Here is an 18,068-nt window from a genome sequence, read left to right as displayed (position 1 = left end):
AGATCGAGCACCGCCGAAGACGCGGAGGATTCGCGGGCAACCGCCGCATCGAGCGGGACGGCCCGGAAGCTCTCGGCGATGACGCCGATGCTCCGGCACTACCTGACGGTGAAGTCGGAGCATCCCGACGCCATCCTTCTGTACCGGATGGGCGACTTCTTCGAGATGTTCTTCGAGGACGCCGTGACCGCGGCGCCGGTACTCGATGTCGCGCTGACAGCCCGCCAGAAGGGCACGGCCAGCGAAGCGCCGATGTGCGGCGTGCCCCACCACGCGGTCGACGCCTACATCGGCAGGCTGCTGGACGCCGGCTTCAAGGTCGCGGTGTGCGACCAGGTGGAGGATCCGGCACAGGCCAGGGGTCTTGTGCGCCGGGAGGTCACGCGGGTCGTGACGCCGGGAACGATCAGCGACCTCGAAATGCTGGACCAGGCCCGTCCGAACTACCTGGCCGGGATTCGTTTCGACAGGGCGTCCGGGGCTGGGGCGTTTCTCGATCTCTCGACCGGCGAGTTCTTCGTGAGGCGGTGGCCGAGTGTGGAGGAGGCGGTCGAGGACCTGGAGCGACTGGCGCCGCGGGAAGTCCTCACCTGTACGGCCGATCTCGCGGCCGCCGGCGTTGACCCCGATGGACTTCTGGCGGCCTGGATTGGCCGCGCTGGCACACCGCACACGGAGATCGACGAGGCCCAGGCTCCGCGACCGTCGCCGGCCGGCCGGGTCCTGCGGCGGCAGTTCGGAGTCGAGAACCTGCGCGGATTCGGTCTCGCCGACGGGGAGGCGGCGGTTACCGCGGCCGCCCTGGTGCTGGACTATGCACGTGGGGCGGCGCGCTCCGACATCGACCACGTCGCCGCGCTGGAGGTTCAGCACGACGATCGCTGCGTCGTGCTGGACGAGACGACGCTGCGCAACCTGGAGGTCTTTCGCCACCTCCAGCACGAGGCGGGAAAAACCCTGGTGGAGGTACTCGACCTGACGCTCACCGGACCCGGGAAGCGCATGCTGCGACGCTGGTTGAGCCGCCCCCTGCGCGACCTGACGGCGCTCGGTGACCGCCACGACGGGGTGGCGGTGCTGCTCTCCGAGATCGTCCGGCGCGAGACACTTCGGTCGCGGTTGATGCGCATTGCCGATCTGGAGCGGTTGACTTCCCGGGCCGTGCTCGGACGGATCACGCCGCGGGAGGTCGGGGCGCTACGGGACACCCTGCGCGAGGCGCCGTCCGTGCAGGGGGTTCTCGAGGGCCTGCGGGGGGAGCTTCTTGCCCGTCTGGTTGTGGTGGAGCCGCTGACCGGTCTCCGGTCGAGACTGGACTCCGTGCTGGCGGAGACGCCCGGATCCCTGACTGAAGGCGGCGTGATCGCCGGGGGGGTCGACGCCGAACTCGACCGGCTCCGTTCACTGGCTTGGGACGGCAAGGGGCATGTGGCCGCCCTCGAGGCCCGCGAGCGCGAAGCGACCGGTATCGCGACCCTGAAGGTCGGCTACAACCGGGTCTTCGGCTACTACTTCGAGGTGCGGAAGACCCAGCAGGACCGGGTTCCCGACCACTACGTGCGGCGGCAGACGCTGACCCATGCCGAGCGCTATGTGACGGACGAGCTGAAGACGCTGGAGCAGCAGATTCTGGGAGCCGAGAGCGGTCAGCTCGCGCTGGAACAGGAGCTGTTCGAGGGACTGCGCCTCGAGATCGCGGACCAGGCCTCGCGGCTCCTGGAACTTGCCGGTGCGTTGGCGGAGATCGATTGTCTGGCCGCTCTGGCGGAGGCTGCCGGCCGCTACGACTACGTGCGACCGAGCATGCTGCCGTCAGCGGGCCGAATCGAGATCCGCGACGGGCGGCATCCAGTCGTCGAGCGGTCGGCGGCGGCGGTGCGAGGCGCCTCGGGCTTCGTACCGAACGACGTTGCGCTGGACCGCGAGACGGATCAGATCGTCCTGCTCACGGGTCCCAACATGGGCGGCAAGTCGACCTATCTGCGGCAGGTGGCGCTGATCGTGCTGATGGCCCACGCCGGGAGCTTCGTGCCCGCTCAGAGCGCCGAGATCGGGCTGGTCGATCGCATCTTCACCCGTGTCGGCGCCAGCGACGACCTGGCCCGGGGTGAGTCCACCTTCATGGTGGAGATGGTCGAGACCGCGAACATCCTCCGTCACGCGACGCCCGACAGCCTGGTCGTACTCGACGAGGTTGGCCGCGGTACTGCGACATACGACGGCCTGTCGCTGGCCTGGGCGATCGTCGAACGCCTGCACGAGCGGAACGGCTGTCTGGCGCTCTTTGCGACCCACTACCACGAACTGACCGGTCTGCCTGCGACGCTTTCCCGCGTGGCGAACCGGCGCATGGCGGTCAAGGAGTGGCAGGAACAGATCCTGTTCCTGCACCGGGTCGCCGCGGGCCGCGCGGACAAGTCCTATGGCTTGCATGTCGCCCGGCTGGCCGGGGTACCGCCAGAGGTGATCGAACGTGCGGCTGCGGTGCTGGAGAACATCGAGTCCCAGCAGTACAGCTTCTCAGGCAAGCCGAGGGTCGCCGAGGGAGCGGCCGGCGGCCCGCCGGACCAGGCACCCGATCAGCTCTCCCTGTGGGCCGGCGAGGACGAGGCGGTGGTCGAAGCGCTTCGCGGCGTCGACGTCGAACAGTTGACGCCCTTGGCCGCGCTGAATCTGGTGCAAACCCTCCAGGACAGGCTCAGATCGGGACCGAAAGCGCCGGAGACCTCGGAGTCCGGCCGGCGCGAAGACTCCTAGCTCCTAGAAGGGGATGTCGTCGTCGGCACCGGCGGGGTCGAAGCCGGGATCGTTGGGAGCGGGCTGGGCCGGAGCCCCCTGGCTGCGGCCGTAGCCGGGTTGGCCGCCGCTGTCGCCGCGGCCGCCGAGCATTTGGAAGTTCCGGCACACGATCTCGGTGCGGTAGCGTTTCTGGCCGCTCTGCTGATCGTCCCAGGAGCGGGTCTGGAGCCGGCCCTCGACCGATACCAGCTTGCCCCTCGTCAGGTACTGACCGGCGACCTCGGCCTGGCGGCCCCAGCAGACGATGTAGTGCCACTCCGTCTCCTCTTGCCGGTTGCCGTCACGGTCCGTCCAGCGCCGATTCGTGGCGACGCTGAAGTTGGCGACCGTCTGGCCGGATTGGGTCGTGCGGAGTTCCGGGTCGCGGCCGAGATGGCCGATCAGGATCACATGGTTCAACATTTGGGGTGAGTCGTCCTTTCTGATGGATCGGTAGGAGCTTCGGTTTCGTCACGGCGGGGAGCGAAGGGCGGCGCGAGCGGCATCACGCCCCTCGCCTTCTTGTACGGAACTCGGGCCGGGGATGTCGCCCGGCCGTCGCGCCGGTTGATCGTAGCGGCTGGAGCGGTGCTCGGGGTGGGCACCGGCGTTATCGTTCGGTCGTGCGCCTGGTCGTGCAGCGGGTCAGTTCGGCGTCGGTCACGGTCGACGGCCGGACCGTGGGTCGAATCGACCATGGCCTGCTCGTCTTGGCGGGAGCGGAAACAGGCGACGGCGAGGACCAGGTGGCGGCTGCCGCTTCCAAGTTGAGCCGCCTCCGGCTGTTCGACGACGAGCAGGGAAGGATGAACCTGGATGTGCGTCAGGCGGGAGGTGCGGTCCTGCTCGTATCGCAGTTCACGCTCGCCGCCTCGACACGCAAGGGAAGACGGCCGTCCTTCGACCGGGCGGCGCGTCCGGAGGTAGCACAGCCGTTGCTCGCTAGTCTGCGCAGGCGGCTGGAAGAGGCGGGGCTTGCCGTCGAAGAAGGCCGCTTCGGAGCCCGGATGCGCGTGGAACTCGCGAACGAGGGGCCGGTGACCTTCGTGCTGGAATCTTAGAGGTTCTTCAGTTCCTTGCCGGGTTTGAAGCGGACGGTCTTGCCTGGGGCGATCGTCACTTCGACTCCCGTCTTGGGATTGCGCCCCACGCCGCGCTTGCGATTGCGGACCTGGAACACACCGAAGCCGCGGAGTTCGATTCGCTTGCCGTCGCCGAGGGCGTCCTTCATGGCGCCGAGGATCGTGTCGACCGCCCGCGCGGCCTTGACGCGGGGGAGATCCGAGTTCTCAGCGACCCGATTCACGATGTCCGCCTTGATCATGGGAGCGCCTCCTCAGAGCCGTCGGCCGCCTTCCGGCGGTGGTGCCGGACGCCGTCTGGCGAACGGCCGTGAACCGGGCATTCTAGCCTGCCGGGACCCCTTCCGTAAAGGTGCGGGATGCCCCGTGCGAACGCCGCGGGGATCGTCGGGACTGCTAACCTTGCCGCCCGCATGGACCCCGCAGGAAAGCTCCCGGCGCCCGGAGCGTCAGCTACCTGGCGTCGGCGACTCGCCGCGCCGCTCGTGCTGATCTGCCTGGGCGGGTCGGGTGCGATCGCACAAGAGGCCGAGGAAGCGGCAGGCGAGAGCGGTCCGTTTCTGTTCGCAGCCGCCCGCATGCTGGCCGGCGAGGCCGGTCGCACGGACGAGGCGCTTGGGCTCTTCGAGCGGGCGGTGGCCATCGATCCGGAGGCGCCCTTTCTGAGGGTCGGTCTCGCGGACTTCCTGGTTCGGCTCGGGCGGTTCGAGGAAGCGGCCGACCACCTGGCAGTGGCCTACCGGAATGCACCCGACGATGTCGACGTGCTACGCAGGTACGGACGAATACAGATGGAACTCTCCGACCGCGGTCGCGACCGCGCGGCGGTTGACCGCGCGCTCGAGGCGCTCGAGGCCCTGCGCGGGGTGGCGCCGAGTGACATGGACGGCATGCTGGCGTTGTACCAGCTTCGTGTCGGGCTGGGGCAGCATAAGGAGGCGGCTGCGGTTCTCGAGGAACTGGTCAGCTACCACAACGGCAACCGCCAACTGCAGCAGATGCTCGTCGACGCCCTGAGGGCGGCGGGCGAGGAGGATCGGGCACGGGAGGTTCAGGCCGACATGCGGCGGTTCGGGGATCTCTCGCTCGAGGAGCGATTGGAGCTGGCCAGGAGAGAGGGTCGCCGGGGAAACCACACGAGGGCGATCGAAATGCTGGAGCGCCTGGCTGAGGAGTTCGCCGACGTGCCGTTCGTTCGAGCCACGCTGGCGGAGCAGTACTACCGGCGCGCCACGACTCGCGGTCGGACGCCCGATCAACGAACCGAGGATCTCGCCGTGGCCCTGCGCCGGTTGCGGGAACTCCCGCGCGCCGACCGGCGCAACTGGGGCGTCCGCCTCCTGGAGGCGGGCATTCTCGGCGCCTCGGGCCGGACGAGCGAGTCGATCGACCTGCTCGAGAGTCTGCGGAGGGAACGGCCGGAGGACCTGCAAGTCCTGTCCGAGCTCGTGCGGCGGCTGCTCGAAGCGGACGAGTGGGAGCGAATCGGTCAGATCGGCCGGAGACTGGTCGACCGGGCCGACCGCGGTACGGAACCGGGCCGGGATCTGGCCAACTACGGTCTCGGTCTGTTGGTCGAGGCGCTCCGGCGATCAGGCGAGACGGACCGGGCCCTGGCCGAACTGGAGGCGGAGGTAGAACGCCAGGGCGAATCGGTCGAGCTCCTGTTGAGCCAGGCGGAACTGCTGGTGGAAGCGGGCAGGAAGCGGCGCGCGATAGCCATATTGCGTCGTGACGCGGTCGCCAACCGGCGTCTGCTGTCGGCCAGCGCGGACGGCACTCCCGACTACCAGGCGCTGGACCGGAAGGCGCGGCTCTTCTTCGATCTCGGTGCCGACCGGCAGGCAGTCCGGGTCTTCGAGGACCTCGCTGCGGGCGGAGACGTCGAGCGGCTGGGGACCGTGGCGTCCCTGTGTTACGGACAGGAACGGTTCGCGGAATCCGTCCCGTTTCTCGAGCGGGCCCTCGCGAGGATCGATGCTGGAGTGGAAGAAGCCGACCCGGAGACGCGTGTCGGCCTCCTGTTCCAGCTTGGGGCTTCCTACGAACGCACGCGCCGCTACGAGGAGGCGGCCGAGCAGTTCCAGGCGGTGCTCGAGATCCAGCCCGAACACAGCACCGCGATGAACTACCTGGGCTACATGTGGGCGGACAACAACGAGAACCTGGAGCAGGCGCTGGAGCTCGTGCGCCGGGCCGTGGCTCTCGAACCGAACAACGGTGCCTACGTGGACTCCCTGGGCTGGGCGCTCTTCCGGCTGGGTAAGCTCGAAGAGGCGCGGCGCCACCTGGAGCGAGCGAACCAGTTGGTGCCTGAGGACTCCGTCATCCTGGAGCATCTCGGGGACGTCTACGTCGCCCTCGGCGACGAGCGGCGAGCTCGCGAGGCCTACGAGCACGCACTGGCGATCAACGATGACGAGAACGTCGAGGCGGTGCGCCGCAAACTGGGCAAACTGTCTCGGCGTTGAGAGCTGGCTGACGTCTGCCGGCCGGTTCGCGGCGCTCCTGGCGGTGCTGGCCGGCCTGTCCTGGCTGATCGGCTGCGCCAGTGCCGGCCCGACCCGGGAGGTCCTGCCTGTCGCGGACACAGGCGGCACGGGAGCCGCGCTGCCGTGGGAGATTCCCCGGGCGGAGTGGGGTACCCAGCGCATCCTCAAGATGCGGTACGACGGTCCGGAGGGGGACGGAACGCTCAATCTCGCGTTGCGTTTCGAGTCGCCCGACCGCTTTCACGTGGAGGCTTCGGACCGCCTGGGCCGCCGATGGTGGGACCTCAACGTCCTGGATGGCCGCGCCCTGGTGCTGTGGGTGCGTGAGCGGACGTTCTGCCGGTACCGGGGTGACCTCGAGATCCCCGCCCTCTCGCTCGGACCGGTTCCGGCCGGGGCCGTCGCCGCGCTGCTGCTGCTGCGCCTGCCGGCGCCGCCGGTCGACCAGGCCGTCGCGGAGAGCACCGCGGAGGGTTCCGGTGTCGTCGAACTCGACTTTGAAGATCGCTGGGACCGGCGGTGGACGGCGGTGACGACCCCGAGCGCTCCGCGGAGCTGGACGCTGTACCGCGGCGCTCGGACGAGGGCCACCTGGCGGATCGACGCCGACGGCATGGCCCGCCTGGTGGAACCCGAGGCGGGACTTGAGCTACGTTGGCGTCAGAACAGGCCGGCGAAGCCGCTCAGGAGTGTGCTGCGGGCGCCGGAAGTGCCGGACGGGTTCGTGCCGGGAGTCTGCGAGTCCGGCGCCGGATGAGAACGCAGGTCAGCCTGGAGTGTCCCGCCAAGGTCAACCTGAGTTTGCGGGTTCACGGCCGCCGGGCGGACGGTTACCACGCGATCTCGACCGTGCTGCAGACGATCGCCCTCTGCGACCGGCTGACGGCAACCCGGATCGAACCCGAGGCCCCCTTGCACCTCGACGTGCCCGGCGGTGGTGCACCGGCCGATGACTCGAACCTCGTCTTGGCGGCTGCGCGGACGTTCTTCGGTGCGATTGGCGAGCCGGCGCGGGGCGTGCGCTTCGAGTTGAGGAAGCGCATTCCGGCGGGGAGCGGACTCGGCGGCGGCAGCAGTGATGCGGCGGGCACGCTGTTGGCGCTGCAGGAACTCTGGGGCGAGCCGCTCAGCCCCGACGGCCTTCACGCCGCGGCCGCAACGGTCGGCTCCGATGTGCCCTTCTTTCTGGTCGGCGGGACGGTGCTGGCGACCGGTCGGGGAGAACAGCTGCGGATTCTGGAGGACGTCGCCGCGGCGCCGGTGATCGTCGCGGTGCCGGCGATGGAGGTGTCGACCGCCGCCGTTTACAACCACTGGAGTGGGCTTGGGGGACGTGAGGCGGAGTTAAGGGACGACGAACTGCTGCCGCCGCAGTCGATGCGGCGCGAGACGGTCCGGTGGCTCCGCGGAAACGACCTGGAACCGGTCGTCCGGCGGCTTCACCCGGAGGTGGACTGTCTGGTGGTTGCGCTCTGTGCGCTGGCACTCGACGAGTCGGACCGGGGGCCACAGCTCTCCGGTGCCGGCGGCGCCGTGTTCGGTGTCGGAGACTGGAAGGACGCGGAGGACGCCGTGGCGGGCCAGAACGTGCGCCTGTTCCGAACCTCTACTCGGGCCGGGCATTCAAGGCCGTGAGGTCCGTGAGGACCTTCCCCCGGGTTGGCGGAAAGCGTCTCCTTTGCTGCCGCTTCATGTACAATCCGCCGGCCCGTCTGGGGCGTCGCCAAGTGGTAAGGCACGAGACTTTGGATCTCGCATTCGGGGGTTCGAATCCTCCCGCCCCAACCACGTAGCCGCGCCAGCCTTCTCCCCCTTGCAACACATGAGCGTTCACGCCAACAACGTCGAGCGAGCCATGTACACGGAGTTGAAGATCTTCGGGGGGCGGGCGCACCCCGCCTTGACGAACGAGATCTGCAACTACCTGGGCATGGTGCCGGGCCAGGTCACCGCGTACAACTTCGCCGACGGAGAGATCTTCTGCCAGATTCAGGAGAACGTTCGCGGCACCGACGTGTTCATCGTCCAGCCGACCTGCACGCCGGTGAACGACAACTTCGTCGAACTGCTGATCATGCTGGACGCGGTGAAGCGGGCATCGGCGGCGCGTGTCACTGCCGTCCTGCCGTACTACGGCTACGCCCGGCAGGACAAGAAGGACAAACCGCGAGTTCCGATCACGGCCAAACTGGTGGCGGACCTGATCACAGCCGCCGGCGCCGACCGGCTGCTGACGATGGATGTTCACGCGGCCCAGATCTCCGGCTACTTCGACATCCCCGTTGACCACCTGTTCGCTGCGCCGGTTCTCCTGGACGCGATCAGGGCGCTAGGCATCGACGATCTGATGATCGTGGCCCCGGACGCCGGGGGAGTTGCGAGGGCGAGAGCCATCGCCAAGCGCCTGCACACGGAACTCGCCATCATCGACAAGCGCCGGGTGGCCGCGAACGAGGCCGAGGTGATGAACGTGATCGGCGACGTGAAGGGACGCGACCTTCTGATCCTCGACGACATCATCGACACCGGTGGCACGTTGCTGAACTCCGTCGAGTCGCTGGCAGCCCAGGGGGCGCGGAGGATCTTCGCCGCGGGGATACACGGCGTTCTCTCGGCTTCCGCGATCGAACGAATCGAAGACTCGAAACTCGAGGGTGTGCTGGTGACGAACACGACGCCGCTCGAGGACAAGCTCGCCAGGAGCACGCGGCTGCGTCCCCACAGCGTTGCGGCTCTGCTCGGCGAGGCAATCCGCAGAATCCACGACAACAGCTCCGTGACATCCCTCTTCGTCTGAGCTGTTCAGGACACCAAGGAGTTCGACGTGAGCGAACCGACCGTCACCGTCCGGCTGCGTGAGCAGACCGGCAAGAACGCGAACCGCCGCCTCCGCGCGGCGGGTGAGATCCCGGCCGTCGTGTACGGCGGCGAGGGCGATTCGGCGGCCATCCGGGTCGACGGCAAGAGCGTGCAGACGCTGATCCGGGAAGGCGGCGAGAATGCCGTCTTCCTGCTCCAACTGGAGGGTACGGATCGCACGCGCCACACGATGATCCGCGATCTGCAGTGGAACCCCCTGACCGGGTCCCTGGTTCACATCGACTTTCTGCGCGTGAAGATGGACCAGGAAGTGCAGGTCTCGGTGCCGATCGCACTGGTCGGAAGCCCCGAGGGAGTCAGGAACGAAGGCGGCCTGCTGGAGTTCATCACCCGCGAGGTGGGAGTCGTCTGCCTGCCCGGCGACATTCCGGCTTCGATCGAACTCGATGTCGAGCCGCTTCACATCGGCCAGCACGTGGAGGCCGGCGAACTCGTTCTCCCCTCGGCGGTGCGGCTGGAGGACGACGAGAGCCGCGTCATCGTGTCGGTGGCCGCGAAGAAGGTCATCGAAGAGGAGGAAGAGGTCGCAGAGGAGGACGAGCTGCTGGAGGCCGTGGCCGAGGAGCCCGAGATGGTCGGCGCGAAGACGGAGTCGGAGGACGAAGACGCCTAGCGGCTTGCGCCGTGGAACGCAAACGGAGTGAGTTCTCAGGCGCAAGGCGCAAGGGAGGTGGGGGCTGGGGCCAAACACGGAGTCCGCGACGGGTTTGGCGGCTCTAGGGGTGGCGCCGACGAGCCGCCGCGGCTGGTCCTCGGTCTGGGCAATCCGGGCGAGCGGTACTCCGACACGCGTCACAACCTCGGCTTTCGCGTGGTCGAGGAACTGGCCCGGCGACTGGACGTCCGTCTCGGCCTGAAGGTCTGCGGAGCGCTCTGGAGCGCGGCGACCCCGGTCGATCTGGCTATTCCCCAGACCTACATGAACCGTAGCGGCTACAGTGCGCGCTGTCTCAGTGAACGAAATGGCTATGCTCCGGAGAACATCCTGGTCGTCTACGACGAAGTCCATCTTCCCTTGGGAAGGCTGCGCCTTCGCGGCAGGGGCAGTCCGGGCGGTCACCGGGGAATGGAGTCGATCATCGAGAACCTGCGCACCACTGAGGTGCCCCGGCTCCGGTTGGGCATCGCGGCGGAGGGAGCAGAAGAAGCGGATGGAAGTGCGGGCGGCAGGAAGGGGGACCTCACGGACTTCGTGCTCGCTCCCTTCGCAGGCGGGGAAGTCGAAGCGGCGGCGCGCATGGTGTGCCGGGCGGCCGACTGCGTCCTGAGCTGGGCCAACCGCGGTGTCGACATCACGATGAACGAATACAACGGATGAACTCTTACTACGGATGAGGGGAAACGGATAGTGGACACGATGTACTACCTGCTGCCGGCATGCGGAGCGGCAGCTCTGATCTACGCCTTGTTGCGAAGTCGCTGGATCAACCGCCAGGACGCCGGCGACGGCGTGATGCCCGAGATCGCCGGCCACATTCGCGATGGCGCGATGGCGTTTCTGGGACGCGAGTACCGCATCCTGGGGATCTTCGTCCTGCTGGCCGCGGCCCTGCTGGCGCTTGCCAACTCCGATCGCGCGGGCAGCTCGGCCTGGATCGGACTCTCCGTGCTCGGCGGCGCGCTCTGTTCCGGTCTGGCCGGCTTCTTCGGCATGCGGGTCGCGACCTCGGCGAACGTCCGTACCGCCGCGGCCGCCCGGACCAGCCTGAACCGGGCCCTCGCCGTCGCCTTCTCGGGCGGCGCGGTGATGGGCTTCGCGGTGGTTGGACTCGGGATTCTCGGCCTGTCCCTGCTCTACCTGCTCTACGCCTCGATGTTCGGCAGTGGCGACAACGACTCCCTCGGGCTCATCGTGACCGTGATGACCGGCTTCTCGTTCGGCGCCTCCTCGATCGCGCTCTTCGCGCGCGTCGGCGGCGGCATCTACACGAAGGCGGCGGATGTCGGCGCCGACCTGGTCGGGAAGGTCGAGGCCGGGATACCCGAGGACGATCCGCGCAACCCGGCGGTGATCGCCGACGCCGTGGGCGACAACGTCGGCGACGTGGCCGGCATGGGGGCCGACCTGTTCGAGTCCTACGTCGGGGCGATCGTCGGCACGCTCGTCCTCGGCGTCAGCACGACGACGCTGGCGGGCGCGGAGTTCACGCCGAACCTGATCCTCCTGCCGATGCTCCTGGCCGGGCTCGGCATCCTCGTGTCCCTGGTCTCGACTCTCCTGGTGCGAACCCGGGAGGGAGGGAATCCGCAGCACGCGCTGGACATGGGGACGTTCGCCGCCGCCGCCGTGATGCTGGTGGTGACCTACTTCACCGCGCGCGGCCTGCTGGGTGAGAGCCGCTACGTCGTCGAAGGGCGGGAGTTCGGCTACATGGGCGTCTTCCTGGCCACTGTCGCGGGTCTCGCCGCCGGTCTGCTGATCGGGTTGATTACGCAGTACTACACGGCGGAGTCGAAGGGGCCTGCGCAGAGCATCGCCAAGGACAGCCAGACGGGCTCCGCCACGAACATCATCGGCGGTCTGGCGGTCGGCATGCAGTCGACCGCGCTGCCGATCATCGTGCTGACCGCCGCGGTCCTCGTGGCGCACGGGCAGGCCGGTCTCTACGGCATCGCGATCGCGGCTCTCGGCATGCTCTCGACGACCGGGATCCAGCTCGCGGTCGACGCCTACGGCCCGGTTGCCGACAACGCTGGCGGCATCGCCGAGATGAGCCATCTGGGCCCCGACGTGCGCGCCCGGACCGACAAGCTGGACGCGGTCGGCAACACGACGGCTGCGATCGGCAAGGGTTTCGCGATCGGTTCGGCGGCGCTCACCGCCCTGGTGCTGTTCGCGGCCTTCCGCACGACGGTCGGCCTCGAGAGCATGGACCTGGTGAATCCGCGGGTCATGTGCGGGCTGTTCATCGGCGCCATGCTGCCGTTCCTGTTCTCGTCGATGGCGATGAAGGCGGTAGGCAAGGCGGCCTTCGAGATGATCGAGGAGGTGAGGCGGCAGTTCCGGACGATCCCCGGCCTGATGGAGGGGAAGGCCAAGGCCGAGTACGCCCGCTGCGTCGACATCTCGACCGCGGCGGCGCTTCGCAAGATGGTTGCTCCCGGCTTGCTGGCGGTCCTGGTCCCGGTCGCCGTCGGCTTCTACGATGTCGAGGCACTTGCCGGCGTGCTCGCGGGCGTGACGGCCGGCGGCGTCCTGCTGGCGATCTTCATGGCCAATGCCGGCGGGGCCTGGGACAACGCGAAGAAGTACATCGAGGCCGGCGCCCACGGCGGCAAGGGCTCGGACGCGCACAAGGCCGCGGTGGTCGGGGACACGGTGGGCGATCCGTTCAAGGACACCGCCGGTCCGAGCCTGAACATCCTGATCAAGCTGATGTCCGTGGTTTCCCTGGTCATCGCGCCCCTGCTCGTCCTGTGACGGGAGGCCATGATAGATTCCGCCGCCGATTCGTTGCGGCCCTGATGCCAACGAACACGACGAGGACGAACGATTGACACGGACATACGAACTGGTCTTCATAGCGGACCCGCGCCTCTCGGACGAGGAGACGGTGCGGTTGAGCGATGGGTTTGCCGAGCTGCTGACGGCGGGCGGCAAGACCCGGATTACCCAGGAGGAATCCTGGGGTAAGCGCCGGCTCGCCTATCCCATCCGGAAGTTCACCGAGGGGCGCTACCACGTCTACTACCTGGAGTCGGACGGAGGCGACAACAACCTTGCCGAGGTCGGGCAGCGGATGCTCCAGAACGAGCGCATCCTGCGTCACCTCGTCGTGCGCACGGACCTCGATCTGAAGCGCGCGGCAAGCAAGGGCAAGGCTCCGGTCCGGTCGACGGTACTCGCCGAGACGGCCAGCTAGGGGAGTCGAGAGAGATGCCGAAACGCAGAACCTTCTTCCGTCGCCGCAAGGTGTGCAAGTTCACCGCGGACGGGATCGAGTACATCGACTACAAGGACGTCGCGACTCTGCGGCCGTTCGTGCCGGAGAGGGCGAAGATCCTCCCGCGCAGGATCTCGGGCAACTCGGCCCGGCATCAGAGAATGCTGGCCCGGGCCATCCGGCGGGCCCGATTCCTGGCCCTGATTCCGTACACGACCGACTGAACGGTCCAGAGCCGGGGGCGGACGAGGAACAAGAGATGGAAGTCATCCTGCTTCAGGACATGAGGGGGCTCGGTACGCGCGGCGAAGTCGTCGACGTGAAGCCCGGCTACGCACGCAACTACTTGTACCCGAGGGAGCTTGCCGCCCCGTCCACTGTGGCGAACCGGCACTGGTTCGAGTCCCAGCGGGCGAAGTTCGACGCCAGGCACGCGGCGGAGCGCTCGGCTGCAGCGGAGGTCGCGGCCGAACTCGCGGCCCTGAAGATCGAGATCGCCAAGCGGGCGAGCGAGACGGGAACTCTCTACGGGTCCGTGACGCCGGCAGAAGTGGTCGAGGCGCTGGCGGCCAAGGGCGTCCAGGTGCATCGACGGATGGTGGACCTGTCGGGCGGCATCAAGGCCCTTGGCGATCATGTGGTGCGGGTCGACCTGCACACGGAAGTGATTGCCGAAGTCGCACTCGAGGTCGTGCCTGAGACGTAGAGCCTCCAGCGAGGCGGACGTTCCCGCGGGGGCGTCCGAACAGACCGCGAACTCCGGCGGCGACAGCGGACCGCCGGACGTGGAGAACTTCCTGGGCGATCGGCCTACCCGTCGTCTCGAGGACTGGCGCGATCTATGGGAACGGGACGTTCCCTTCCCGATTCGCAGCCACCGCGGCGCTGCCGGGAGCCTGCTGGTGGCCTTCAAGCGGTTGCTGCGCCCCTTCGTTCGGCTGCCGCAGACGGATCTCTGGGAGCGCCAACGGGTCTTCAACCTGATCCTGCTCGGCCACGTCCTGGATCAGGCCGAGCGCTTTCGGGATTGGCGGAGGCACCAGGAGGAGGTCGACCGGGCGCTCGAGGAGCGCATCGGGGAACTGGATCGGCGCACCCGGCACCTGGAGAACTTCCTGCGCCAGGGCCTCGACGAGGTCATGCGGCACGATGATGCGCTGTTCGGCCGGGTCGACCGCAAGCTGGACCGGTACCGGCGCGAAGCGGATGAACTCCTCGGTCTCTTGCGCTCGGCTCTGGACCGGGGCGGCGAGGAAGCGGCGGGGACCGTTCGATCCATCGTCGACGATGCCGCCTACCTGGCGTTCGAGGACCGGTTCCGCGGCGGCGAGGAGGAGATCCGGGAGCGCATGGAGGTCTACCTGCCGCGGCTACGCGAAGCGGTGCCGGTACTGGACCTGGGTTGCGGCCGGGGCGAGGCACTGACGCTCCTCGAGGAGGAAGGAATCGAGTGCCGCGGTATCGATTCCTCCGCGGCCATGGTGCGCCGCTGTTCGCGGCGGGGCCTTCGCGTCGAGCGGGGGGAACTGCCGGAGGCGCTGGCCGGCCTCGAGCCTGGATCGCTGGGCGGGATCGTGTCCTTTCATGTGATCGAGCACCTGCCTCCGGAAGCGGTCGACCGCCTCGTGCGGCTAGCATTCGTGGCCCTCCGGCCCGGTGGGATCCTGTTGCTCGAAACGCCGAATCCCCTCTCCGTCTGTGTGACCGCGCGCAGCTTCTGGCTCGACCCGACGCACCTGCGCCCGGTACACCCGGAAACGCTCCGGGCCAGCTTCGAGAGCTCCGGGTTCTCCAGCGTCGAACGGCTCGACCTGCGTCCCTATCCCGAAGAGGAGCGTCTGCCGGAGATTCCGTTGGACGGGTTGGACGGCCAGACCCTGGAGCTGGCGGATCGACTGAACCGCCTGCGCGACGAAATCGACGACGTTCTCTACGGCCATCGCGACTACGCGCTGATCGGCAAGCGGCCCTAGGGAGCCCTTAGGAGTCTTCCTCCTCGTCTTCTCTCCAGGCCTCCCGTACCAGGAACCAGTCGACGACGTCCTCGGGCATGTTCTCGCCGGCCTTCGGCTCGCCGTACAGGGCCCGTTGCTGGTACCAGGGCAGGTCGTAGACGGGCCGGGTGTCGGGGTCGAAGGTCAGCACCGGCTCGGTGCCGACGATGAAGGCTTCCTCGATCAGTTGCTGTCCCACCGGCCGGCGTGACGGGCGGAGACCGGAGTTGTACTCGATCGGGGCGAGATGTACCCGGTTGGGACGGGTGAAGGTGGCGCGGCGGTCGATCCAGCCTTCCTCGATGCCCAGGCGCAGCACTTCCTTCCAGATCGGCAGGGCGGCCGCCGCTCCGGTCATGTTGCGTCCAATCCGCCGCTGCTGGTCGTAGCCGACCCAGACGACGAGCGTGTACCTGGGAGTGAATCCTGCGAACCAGGCGTCGGTGAAGCCGTCCGTGGTACCGGTCTTGCCTGCGACGGCCGCAAGTCCCAAAGTCCTCGCGGACTGGGCGGTACCCCGCTGGACCACACCCGCGAGCACATGGGTCAACAGGTAGGCGACCTCCGGCGTCAACACGGTGGCCGCCTGCGGCACGTGGGCCTCGAGTTCGCGGCCGTCCGGGGTCGTGACGCCCTCGATCATGTACGGTTCGACGTGGACCCCCAGGTTGGCGATCGTGGCGTAGGCGGTGGCCACCTCGAGCACGGTCAGGTCGGCGGCGCCCAGGGCCAGGCTCGGATACGGCGGCAGCGGTGAACGAACACCGGCCCGGTAAGCGAAGTCGACCACCCGGTCGGCGCCGACGATGTCGTGCAGCTTGACCGATGTGACGTTGATCGACTTCTCGAGCGCCTTGCGCAGCGTCAGGATGCCGAGGTACTTGCGGTAGTAGTTGCGGGGGCTGTAGTTGGGCAGGTTGTCGACGCCGACGAACACGGCCGGTGCATCGAAGAGCGTGTCGGCGGGCGTGAACCCGTGCTCGAACGCGGCGCCGAACACGAGCGGTTTGAAGAGCGAACCGACCTGGCGCCGCGCCTGGACCGCGCGGTTGAACTCGCTCCGTTCGTAGTCCCAGCCGCCGACCATGGCGCGAACGGCGCCGGTCGACGACTCGAGCAGCAGCACGGCTCCCTCGACGATCGGCTCCTGGACGAGCTCAAGGGTCCAGGGCTGTCCGGGATCGGCTCCGCCCTCCGCGTCGGTCTCCAGGGCGGGCCGGAGTTCAAACCACGCGATGTCGCCCCGCTCGAGCGGCGGCGCGTCCCGGCGGGTCCAGGCGTATCCCTCGGGATGGAGCACGAAACGGTGCTCTCCGATGCGGATTTCCGCTTCGCGCCGGCCGCGCCGGAGAACCACGCCGGGCGCCCAGGCGCCGGCCTCCGGTTCGAAGTCGTGCCAGCGAACGAGGAGCCCCCCGGCCGAGTCGGCGAGAGCCTCCGTCTCGAGATCGTCCCGGTCGAGCCGTGACGCCGGGCCTCGATAGCCGCGCAGCCGGTCGATCCGAACCAGACCCTGACGCAGGGCGCGCTTCGCGGCGTGCTGCATCCGGGGATCCAGGGTCGTCCTGACCTGCAGGCCACGCTCGTAGAGGCCTTTCTGGCCGTATTTGCGGTAGAGATCGACGCGGACCCGTTCAGCGAAGTACGGGGCCACCGGCTTCGTCTCGCGCTGCTTGACGACGCCCAGCGGTCTGGTCGTTGCCTCTTCGGCCTGCCGTCTCGTGATCACGTCCCGCTCGGCGATGACCTCGAGGATCGCGTTGCGCCGGCCGCGGACGAGCTCGGGGCGCAGATACGGCGTCCACACGCTTGGAGCTGGCAGCACCGCGACGAGGGTGGCCGCTTCCACGTGGTCGAGCTCGGCGGCCGGTTTGCCGAAGTAGTAGCGCGAGGCGGCTTCCAGGCCGTAGTTGCCGTGGCCGAAGTAGGTCAGGTTGCAGTACAGCGTGAGGATCTGCTGCTTGCTCAGGCGCTTCTCGAGATGGACTGCGAGCAGCGTTTCCCGGATCTTCCGGCTCCAGACCTTCTCGCGGCCCAGGAACAACGTTCGCGCCACCTGCATGGTGATCGTGGAGGCGCCCGAGAAGCGCTCGCCCCGGCGCCAGTTCTGCACCGTCGCGCGCAGCACCCCGATGATGTCGAAGCCGCTGTGCCTGTAGAAGTTCCGGTCCTCCGCGCTCAGCAGCACGCGCTCGAAGACCTCCGGCACCTCGCCCCCGGCAAGCATGATCCGCTTCTGCACGGAGTAGCTCCGGAACACCTCGCCGCGGCGATCGAGTAGCCGGGTGATCTGGCTCGGGTTCAACTCGGCGACCGTCTCGACCTGCGGCAGATCGATCGCCGCGGCCACCGAGATGCCCAGCAGGACGCCGGCGATGGGTGTCACGGCAATGGGCGTGAGCCAGCGCCAGTGCCGCAAGGCCCAGTCGGCAACGGGTCGCAGGGCGTTCCGCAGCGCCTCCATCACGCGCGTATCATACGGCCCGACTCATGACGCCCGAAGCCGAGCAGCCGCGCGACCTGCCGCCGTTGCCGGAGCCCTTTCCCGAGCCGTCGGCGACTCGGCCGCGGGATCCGGAGAACACGCGGCGAGGTTGTCTGATCGCAGGGTTCGCCGGATGCGGGTTGCTCGTGCTGCTGCTGGTGATCGGCCTGGTGGTGGCCTTGACCCAGGCCGATGAACTGCTCGAGTTCGTGCTGGACTTCGGTCGCGGTCGCATCATGGAGACATTGCCTGAGGACACCACGTCGGAAGAACGCAACCGTCTCGACCGGGCCTTTGATTCCGTCCTCGAACGCTACCGGTCCCGTCCCGCGACGCCGGCCGACAACCGTCGGCTGCAGATGGCCCTCACCGACGCGCTGCGCCGGGCCGAGCGCGGACTCCTCGACCGCGACGACGTGCGTCGCCTGACCGAGCGTCTCGAACGGATCGCGGCTTCCGGACCGGAGGTGTGA

At 68.2% G+C, this 18,068-nt stretch carries 17 protein-coding genes and 1 tRNA gene; 15 read left to right on the top strand and 3 right to left on the bottom strand.

From position 1 onward, the window contains the following. Positions 1 to 78 precede the first annotated feature (78 nt). Positions 79 to 2,757, top strand: coding sequence for a DNA mismatch repair protein MutS (mutS, locus tag OXG83_05215; protein MCY3964412.1), 2,679 nt, complete (start codon positions 79 to 81; stop codon positions 2,755 to 2,757). A gap of 3 nt (positions 2,758 to 2,760) precedes the next feature. On the opposite strand, the gene OXG83_05210 is transcribed toward mutS, so the two are convergent. Then, positions 2,761 to 3,201 carry a single-stranded DNA-binding protein gene (locus OXG83_05210; GenBank protein MCY3964411.1) on the bottom strand — a complete coding sequence of 147 codons (441 nt, stop codon included), beginning with the start codon at positions 3,199 to 3,201 and terminating at the stop codon, positions 2,761 to 2,763. A 200-nt stretch (positions 3,202 to 3,401) separates the two neighbouring features. On the opposite strand from OXG83_05210, the gene dtd reads away from it, so the two are divergent. Beyond that, positions 3,402 to 3,839 carry a D-aminoacyl-tRNA deacylase gene (dtd, locus tag OXG83_05205; protein ID MCY3964410.1) on the top strand — a complete coding sequence of 146 codons (438 nt, stop codon included), beginning with the start codon at positions 3,402 to 3,404 and terminating at the stop codon, positions 3,837 to 3,839. Here dtd and OXG83_05200 read toward each other — a convergent pair. Next, the gene (locus OXG83_05200; protein MCY3964409.1) at positions 3,836 to 4,102 is read right to left on the bottom strand and encodes an integration host factor subunit beta; all 267 of its coding nucleotides are present in this window, start codon (positions 4,100 to 4,102) and stop codon (positions 3,836 to 3,838) included. The two genes, dtd and OXG83_05200, sit on opposite strands and share 4 nt — an antisense overlap. Positions 4,103 to 4,273: 171 nt before the next feature. Here OXG83_05200 and OXG83_05195 point away from each other — a divergent pair, with 171 nt between their 5' ends. From OXG83_05195 to OXG83_05140, 12 genes are all read left to right on the top strand, one after another. Beyond that, complete coding sequence (locus tag OXG83_05195) at positions 4,274 to 6,331, top strand: tetratricopeptide repeat protein (protein MCY3964408.1); 2,058 nt, start codon at positions 4,274 to 4,276, stop codon at positions 6,329 to 6,331. Next, positions 6,276 to 7,109: a hypothetical protein gene (locus tag OXG83_05190; GenBank protein ID MCY3964407.1), complete on the top strand. Its 834-nt coding sequence runs from the start codon at positions 6,276 to 6,278 to the stop codon at positions 7,107 to 7,109. Before OXG83_05195 ends, OXG83_05190 begins: the two co-directional genes overlap by 56 nt. Further along, positions 7,106 to 7,987, top strand: coding sequence for a 4-(cytidine 5'-diphospho)-2-C-methyl-D-erythritol kinase (ispE, locus tag OXG83_05185; protein ID MCY3964406.1), 882 nt, complete (start codon positions 7,106 to 7,108; stop codon positions 7,985 to 7,987). Before OXG83_05190 ends, ispE begins: the two co-directional genes overlap by 4 nt. Positions 7,988 to 8,065: 78 nt before the next feature. Continuing rightward, positions 8,066 to 8,140, top strand: a tRNA-Gln gene (locus tag OXG83_05180). 34 nt (positions 8,141 to 8,174) lie between these two features. Beyond that, positions 8,175 to 9,149 carry a ribose-phosphate pyrophosphokinase gene (locus tag OXG83_05175; GenBank protein MCY3964405.1) on the top strand — a complete coding sequence of 325 codons (975 nt, stop codon included), beginning with the start codon at positions 8,175 to 8,177 and terminating at the stop codon, positions 9,147 to 9,149. 27 nt (positions 9,150 to 9,176) lie between these two features. Then, positions 9,177 to 9,845 (top strand): 50S ribosomal protein L25, encoded by a 669-nt coding sequence (locus OXG83_05170; protein ID MCY3964404.1) that lies wholly within the window; start codon positions 9,177 to 9,179, stop codon positions 9,843 to 9,845. A 57-nt stretch (positions 9,846 to 9,902) separates the two neighbouring features. Further along, positions 9,903 to 10,550: an aminoacyl-tRNA hydrolase gene (gene pth / locus OXG83_05165; protein MCY3964403.1), complete on the top strand. Its 648-nt coding sequence runs from the start codon at positions 9,903 to 9,905 to the stop codon at positions 10,548 to 10,550. 39 nt (positions 10,551 to 10,589) lie between these two features. Further along, entirely contained in the window at positions 10,590 to 12,653 is a 2,064-nt protein-coding gene (locus tag OXG83_05160; GenBank protein ID MCY3964402.1) for a sodium-translocating pyrophosphatase, read from the top strand. Positions 12,654 to 12,726: 73 nt separating this feature from the next. Beyond that, positions 12,727 to 13,095, top strand: a complete 369-nt coding sequence (gene rpsF, locus OXG83_05155; protein MCY3964401.1) for a 30S ribosomal protein S6 — start codon at positions 12,727 to 12,729, stop codon at positions 13,093 to 13,095. A gap of 14 nt (positions 13,096 to 13,109) precedes the next feature. Continuing rightward, complete coding sequence (rpsR, locus tag OXG83_05150; GenBank protein ID MCY3964400.1) at positions 13,110 to 13,340, top strand: 30S ribosomal protein S18; 231 nt, start codon at positions 13,110 to 13,112, stop codon at positions 13,338 to 13,340. 35 nt (positions 13,341 to 13,375) lie between these two features. Continuing rightward, complete coding sequence (rplI, locus tag OXG83_05145) at positions 13,376 to 13,822, top strand: 50S ribosomal protein L9 (protein MCY3964399.1); 447 nt, start codon at positions 13,376 to 13,378, stop codon at positions 13,820 to 13,822. A gap of 79 nt (positions 13,823 to 13,901) precedes the next feature. Beyond that, a complete protein-coding gene (locus tag OXG83_05140; GenBank protein MCY3964398.1) occupies positions 13,902 to 15,089 on the top strand; it encodes a class I SAM-dependent methyltransferase in 1,188 nt (395 codons plus the stop codon). Positions 15,090 to 15,096: 7 nt separating this feature from the next. Here the strand turns inward: OXG83_05140 and OXG83_05135 are convergent, their stop codons facing one another. Beyond that, positions 15,097 to 17,574, bottom strand: a complete 2,478-nt coding sequence (locus tag OXG83_05135; protein ID MCY3964397.1) for a PBP1A family penicillin-binding protein — start codon at positions 17,572 to 17,574, stop codon at positions 15,097 to 15,099. 26 nt (positions 17,575 to 17,600) lie between these two features. Between OXG83_05135 and OXG83_05130 the strand changes: the two genes are divergently transcribed. Then, the gene (locus tag OXG83_05130) at positions 17,601 to 18,068 is read left to right on the top strand and encodes a hypothetical protein (protein MCY3964396.1); all 468 of its coding nucleotides are present in this window, start codon (positions 17,601 to 17,603) and stop codon (positions 18,066 to 18,068) included.

It is taken from the genome of Acidobacteriota bacterium, from assembly GCA_026707545.1.
In the GTDB taxonomy this organism is placed as follows: Bacteria; Acidobacteriota; Thermoanaerobaculia; order Multivoradales; family Multivoraceae; genus Multivorans.
Note: the sequence above shows the minus strand (reverse complement) of the source record. Positions and strands in the feature narration are given on the sequence as shown.

Bases quoted from the DNA above. Each gene is read 5' to 3' on its own strand.
- mutS (MCY3964412.1), top strand. From the start codon at position 79: ATGACGCCGATGCTCCGGCACTACCTGACGGTGAAGTCGGAGCATCCC.
- OXG83_05210 (MCY3964411.1), bottom strand. From the start codon at position 3,201: ATGTTGAACCATGTGATCCTGATCGGCCATCTCGGCCGCGACCCGGAA.
- OXG83_05200 (MCY3964409.1), bottom strand. From the start codon at position 4,102: ATGATCAAGGCGGACATCGTGAATCGGGTCGCTGAGAACTCGGATCTC.
- OXG83_05195 (MCY3964408.1), top strand. From the start codon at position 4,274: ATGGACCCCGCAGGAAAGCTCCCGGCGCCCGGAGCGTCAGCTACCTGG.
- OXG83_05190 (MCY3964407.1), top strand. From the start codon at position 6,276: ATGACGAGAACGTCGAGGCGGTGCGCCGCAAACTGGGCAAACTGTCTC.
- ispE (MCY3964406.1), top strand. From the start codon at position 7,106: ATGAGAACGCAGGTCAGCCTGGAGTGTCCCGCCAAGGTCAACCTGAGT.
- OXG83_05175 (MCY3964405.1), top strand. From the start codon at position 8,175: ATGAGCGTTCACGCCAACAACGTCGAGCGAGCCATGTACACGGAGTTG.
- OXG83_05160 (MCY3964402.1), top strand. From the start codon at position 10,590: ATGTACTACCTGCTGCCGGCATGCGGAGCGGCAGCTCTGATCTACGCC.
- rpsR (MCY3964400.1), top strand. From the start codon at position 13,110: ATGCCGAAACGCAGAACCTTCTTCCGTCGCCGCAAGGTGTGCAAGTTC.
- rplI (MCY3964399.1), top strand. From the start codon at position 13,376: ATGGAAGTCATCCTGCTTCAGGACATGAGGGGGCTCGGTACGCGCGGC.
- OXG83_05135 (MCY3964397.1), bottom strand. From the start codon at position 17,574: ATGGAGGCGCTGCGGAACGCCCTGCGACCCGTTGCCGACTGGGCCTTG.
- OXG83_05130 (MCY3964396.1), top strand. From the start codon at position 17,601: ATGACGCCCGAAGCCGAGCAGCCGCGCGACCTGCCGCCGTTGCCGGAG.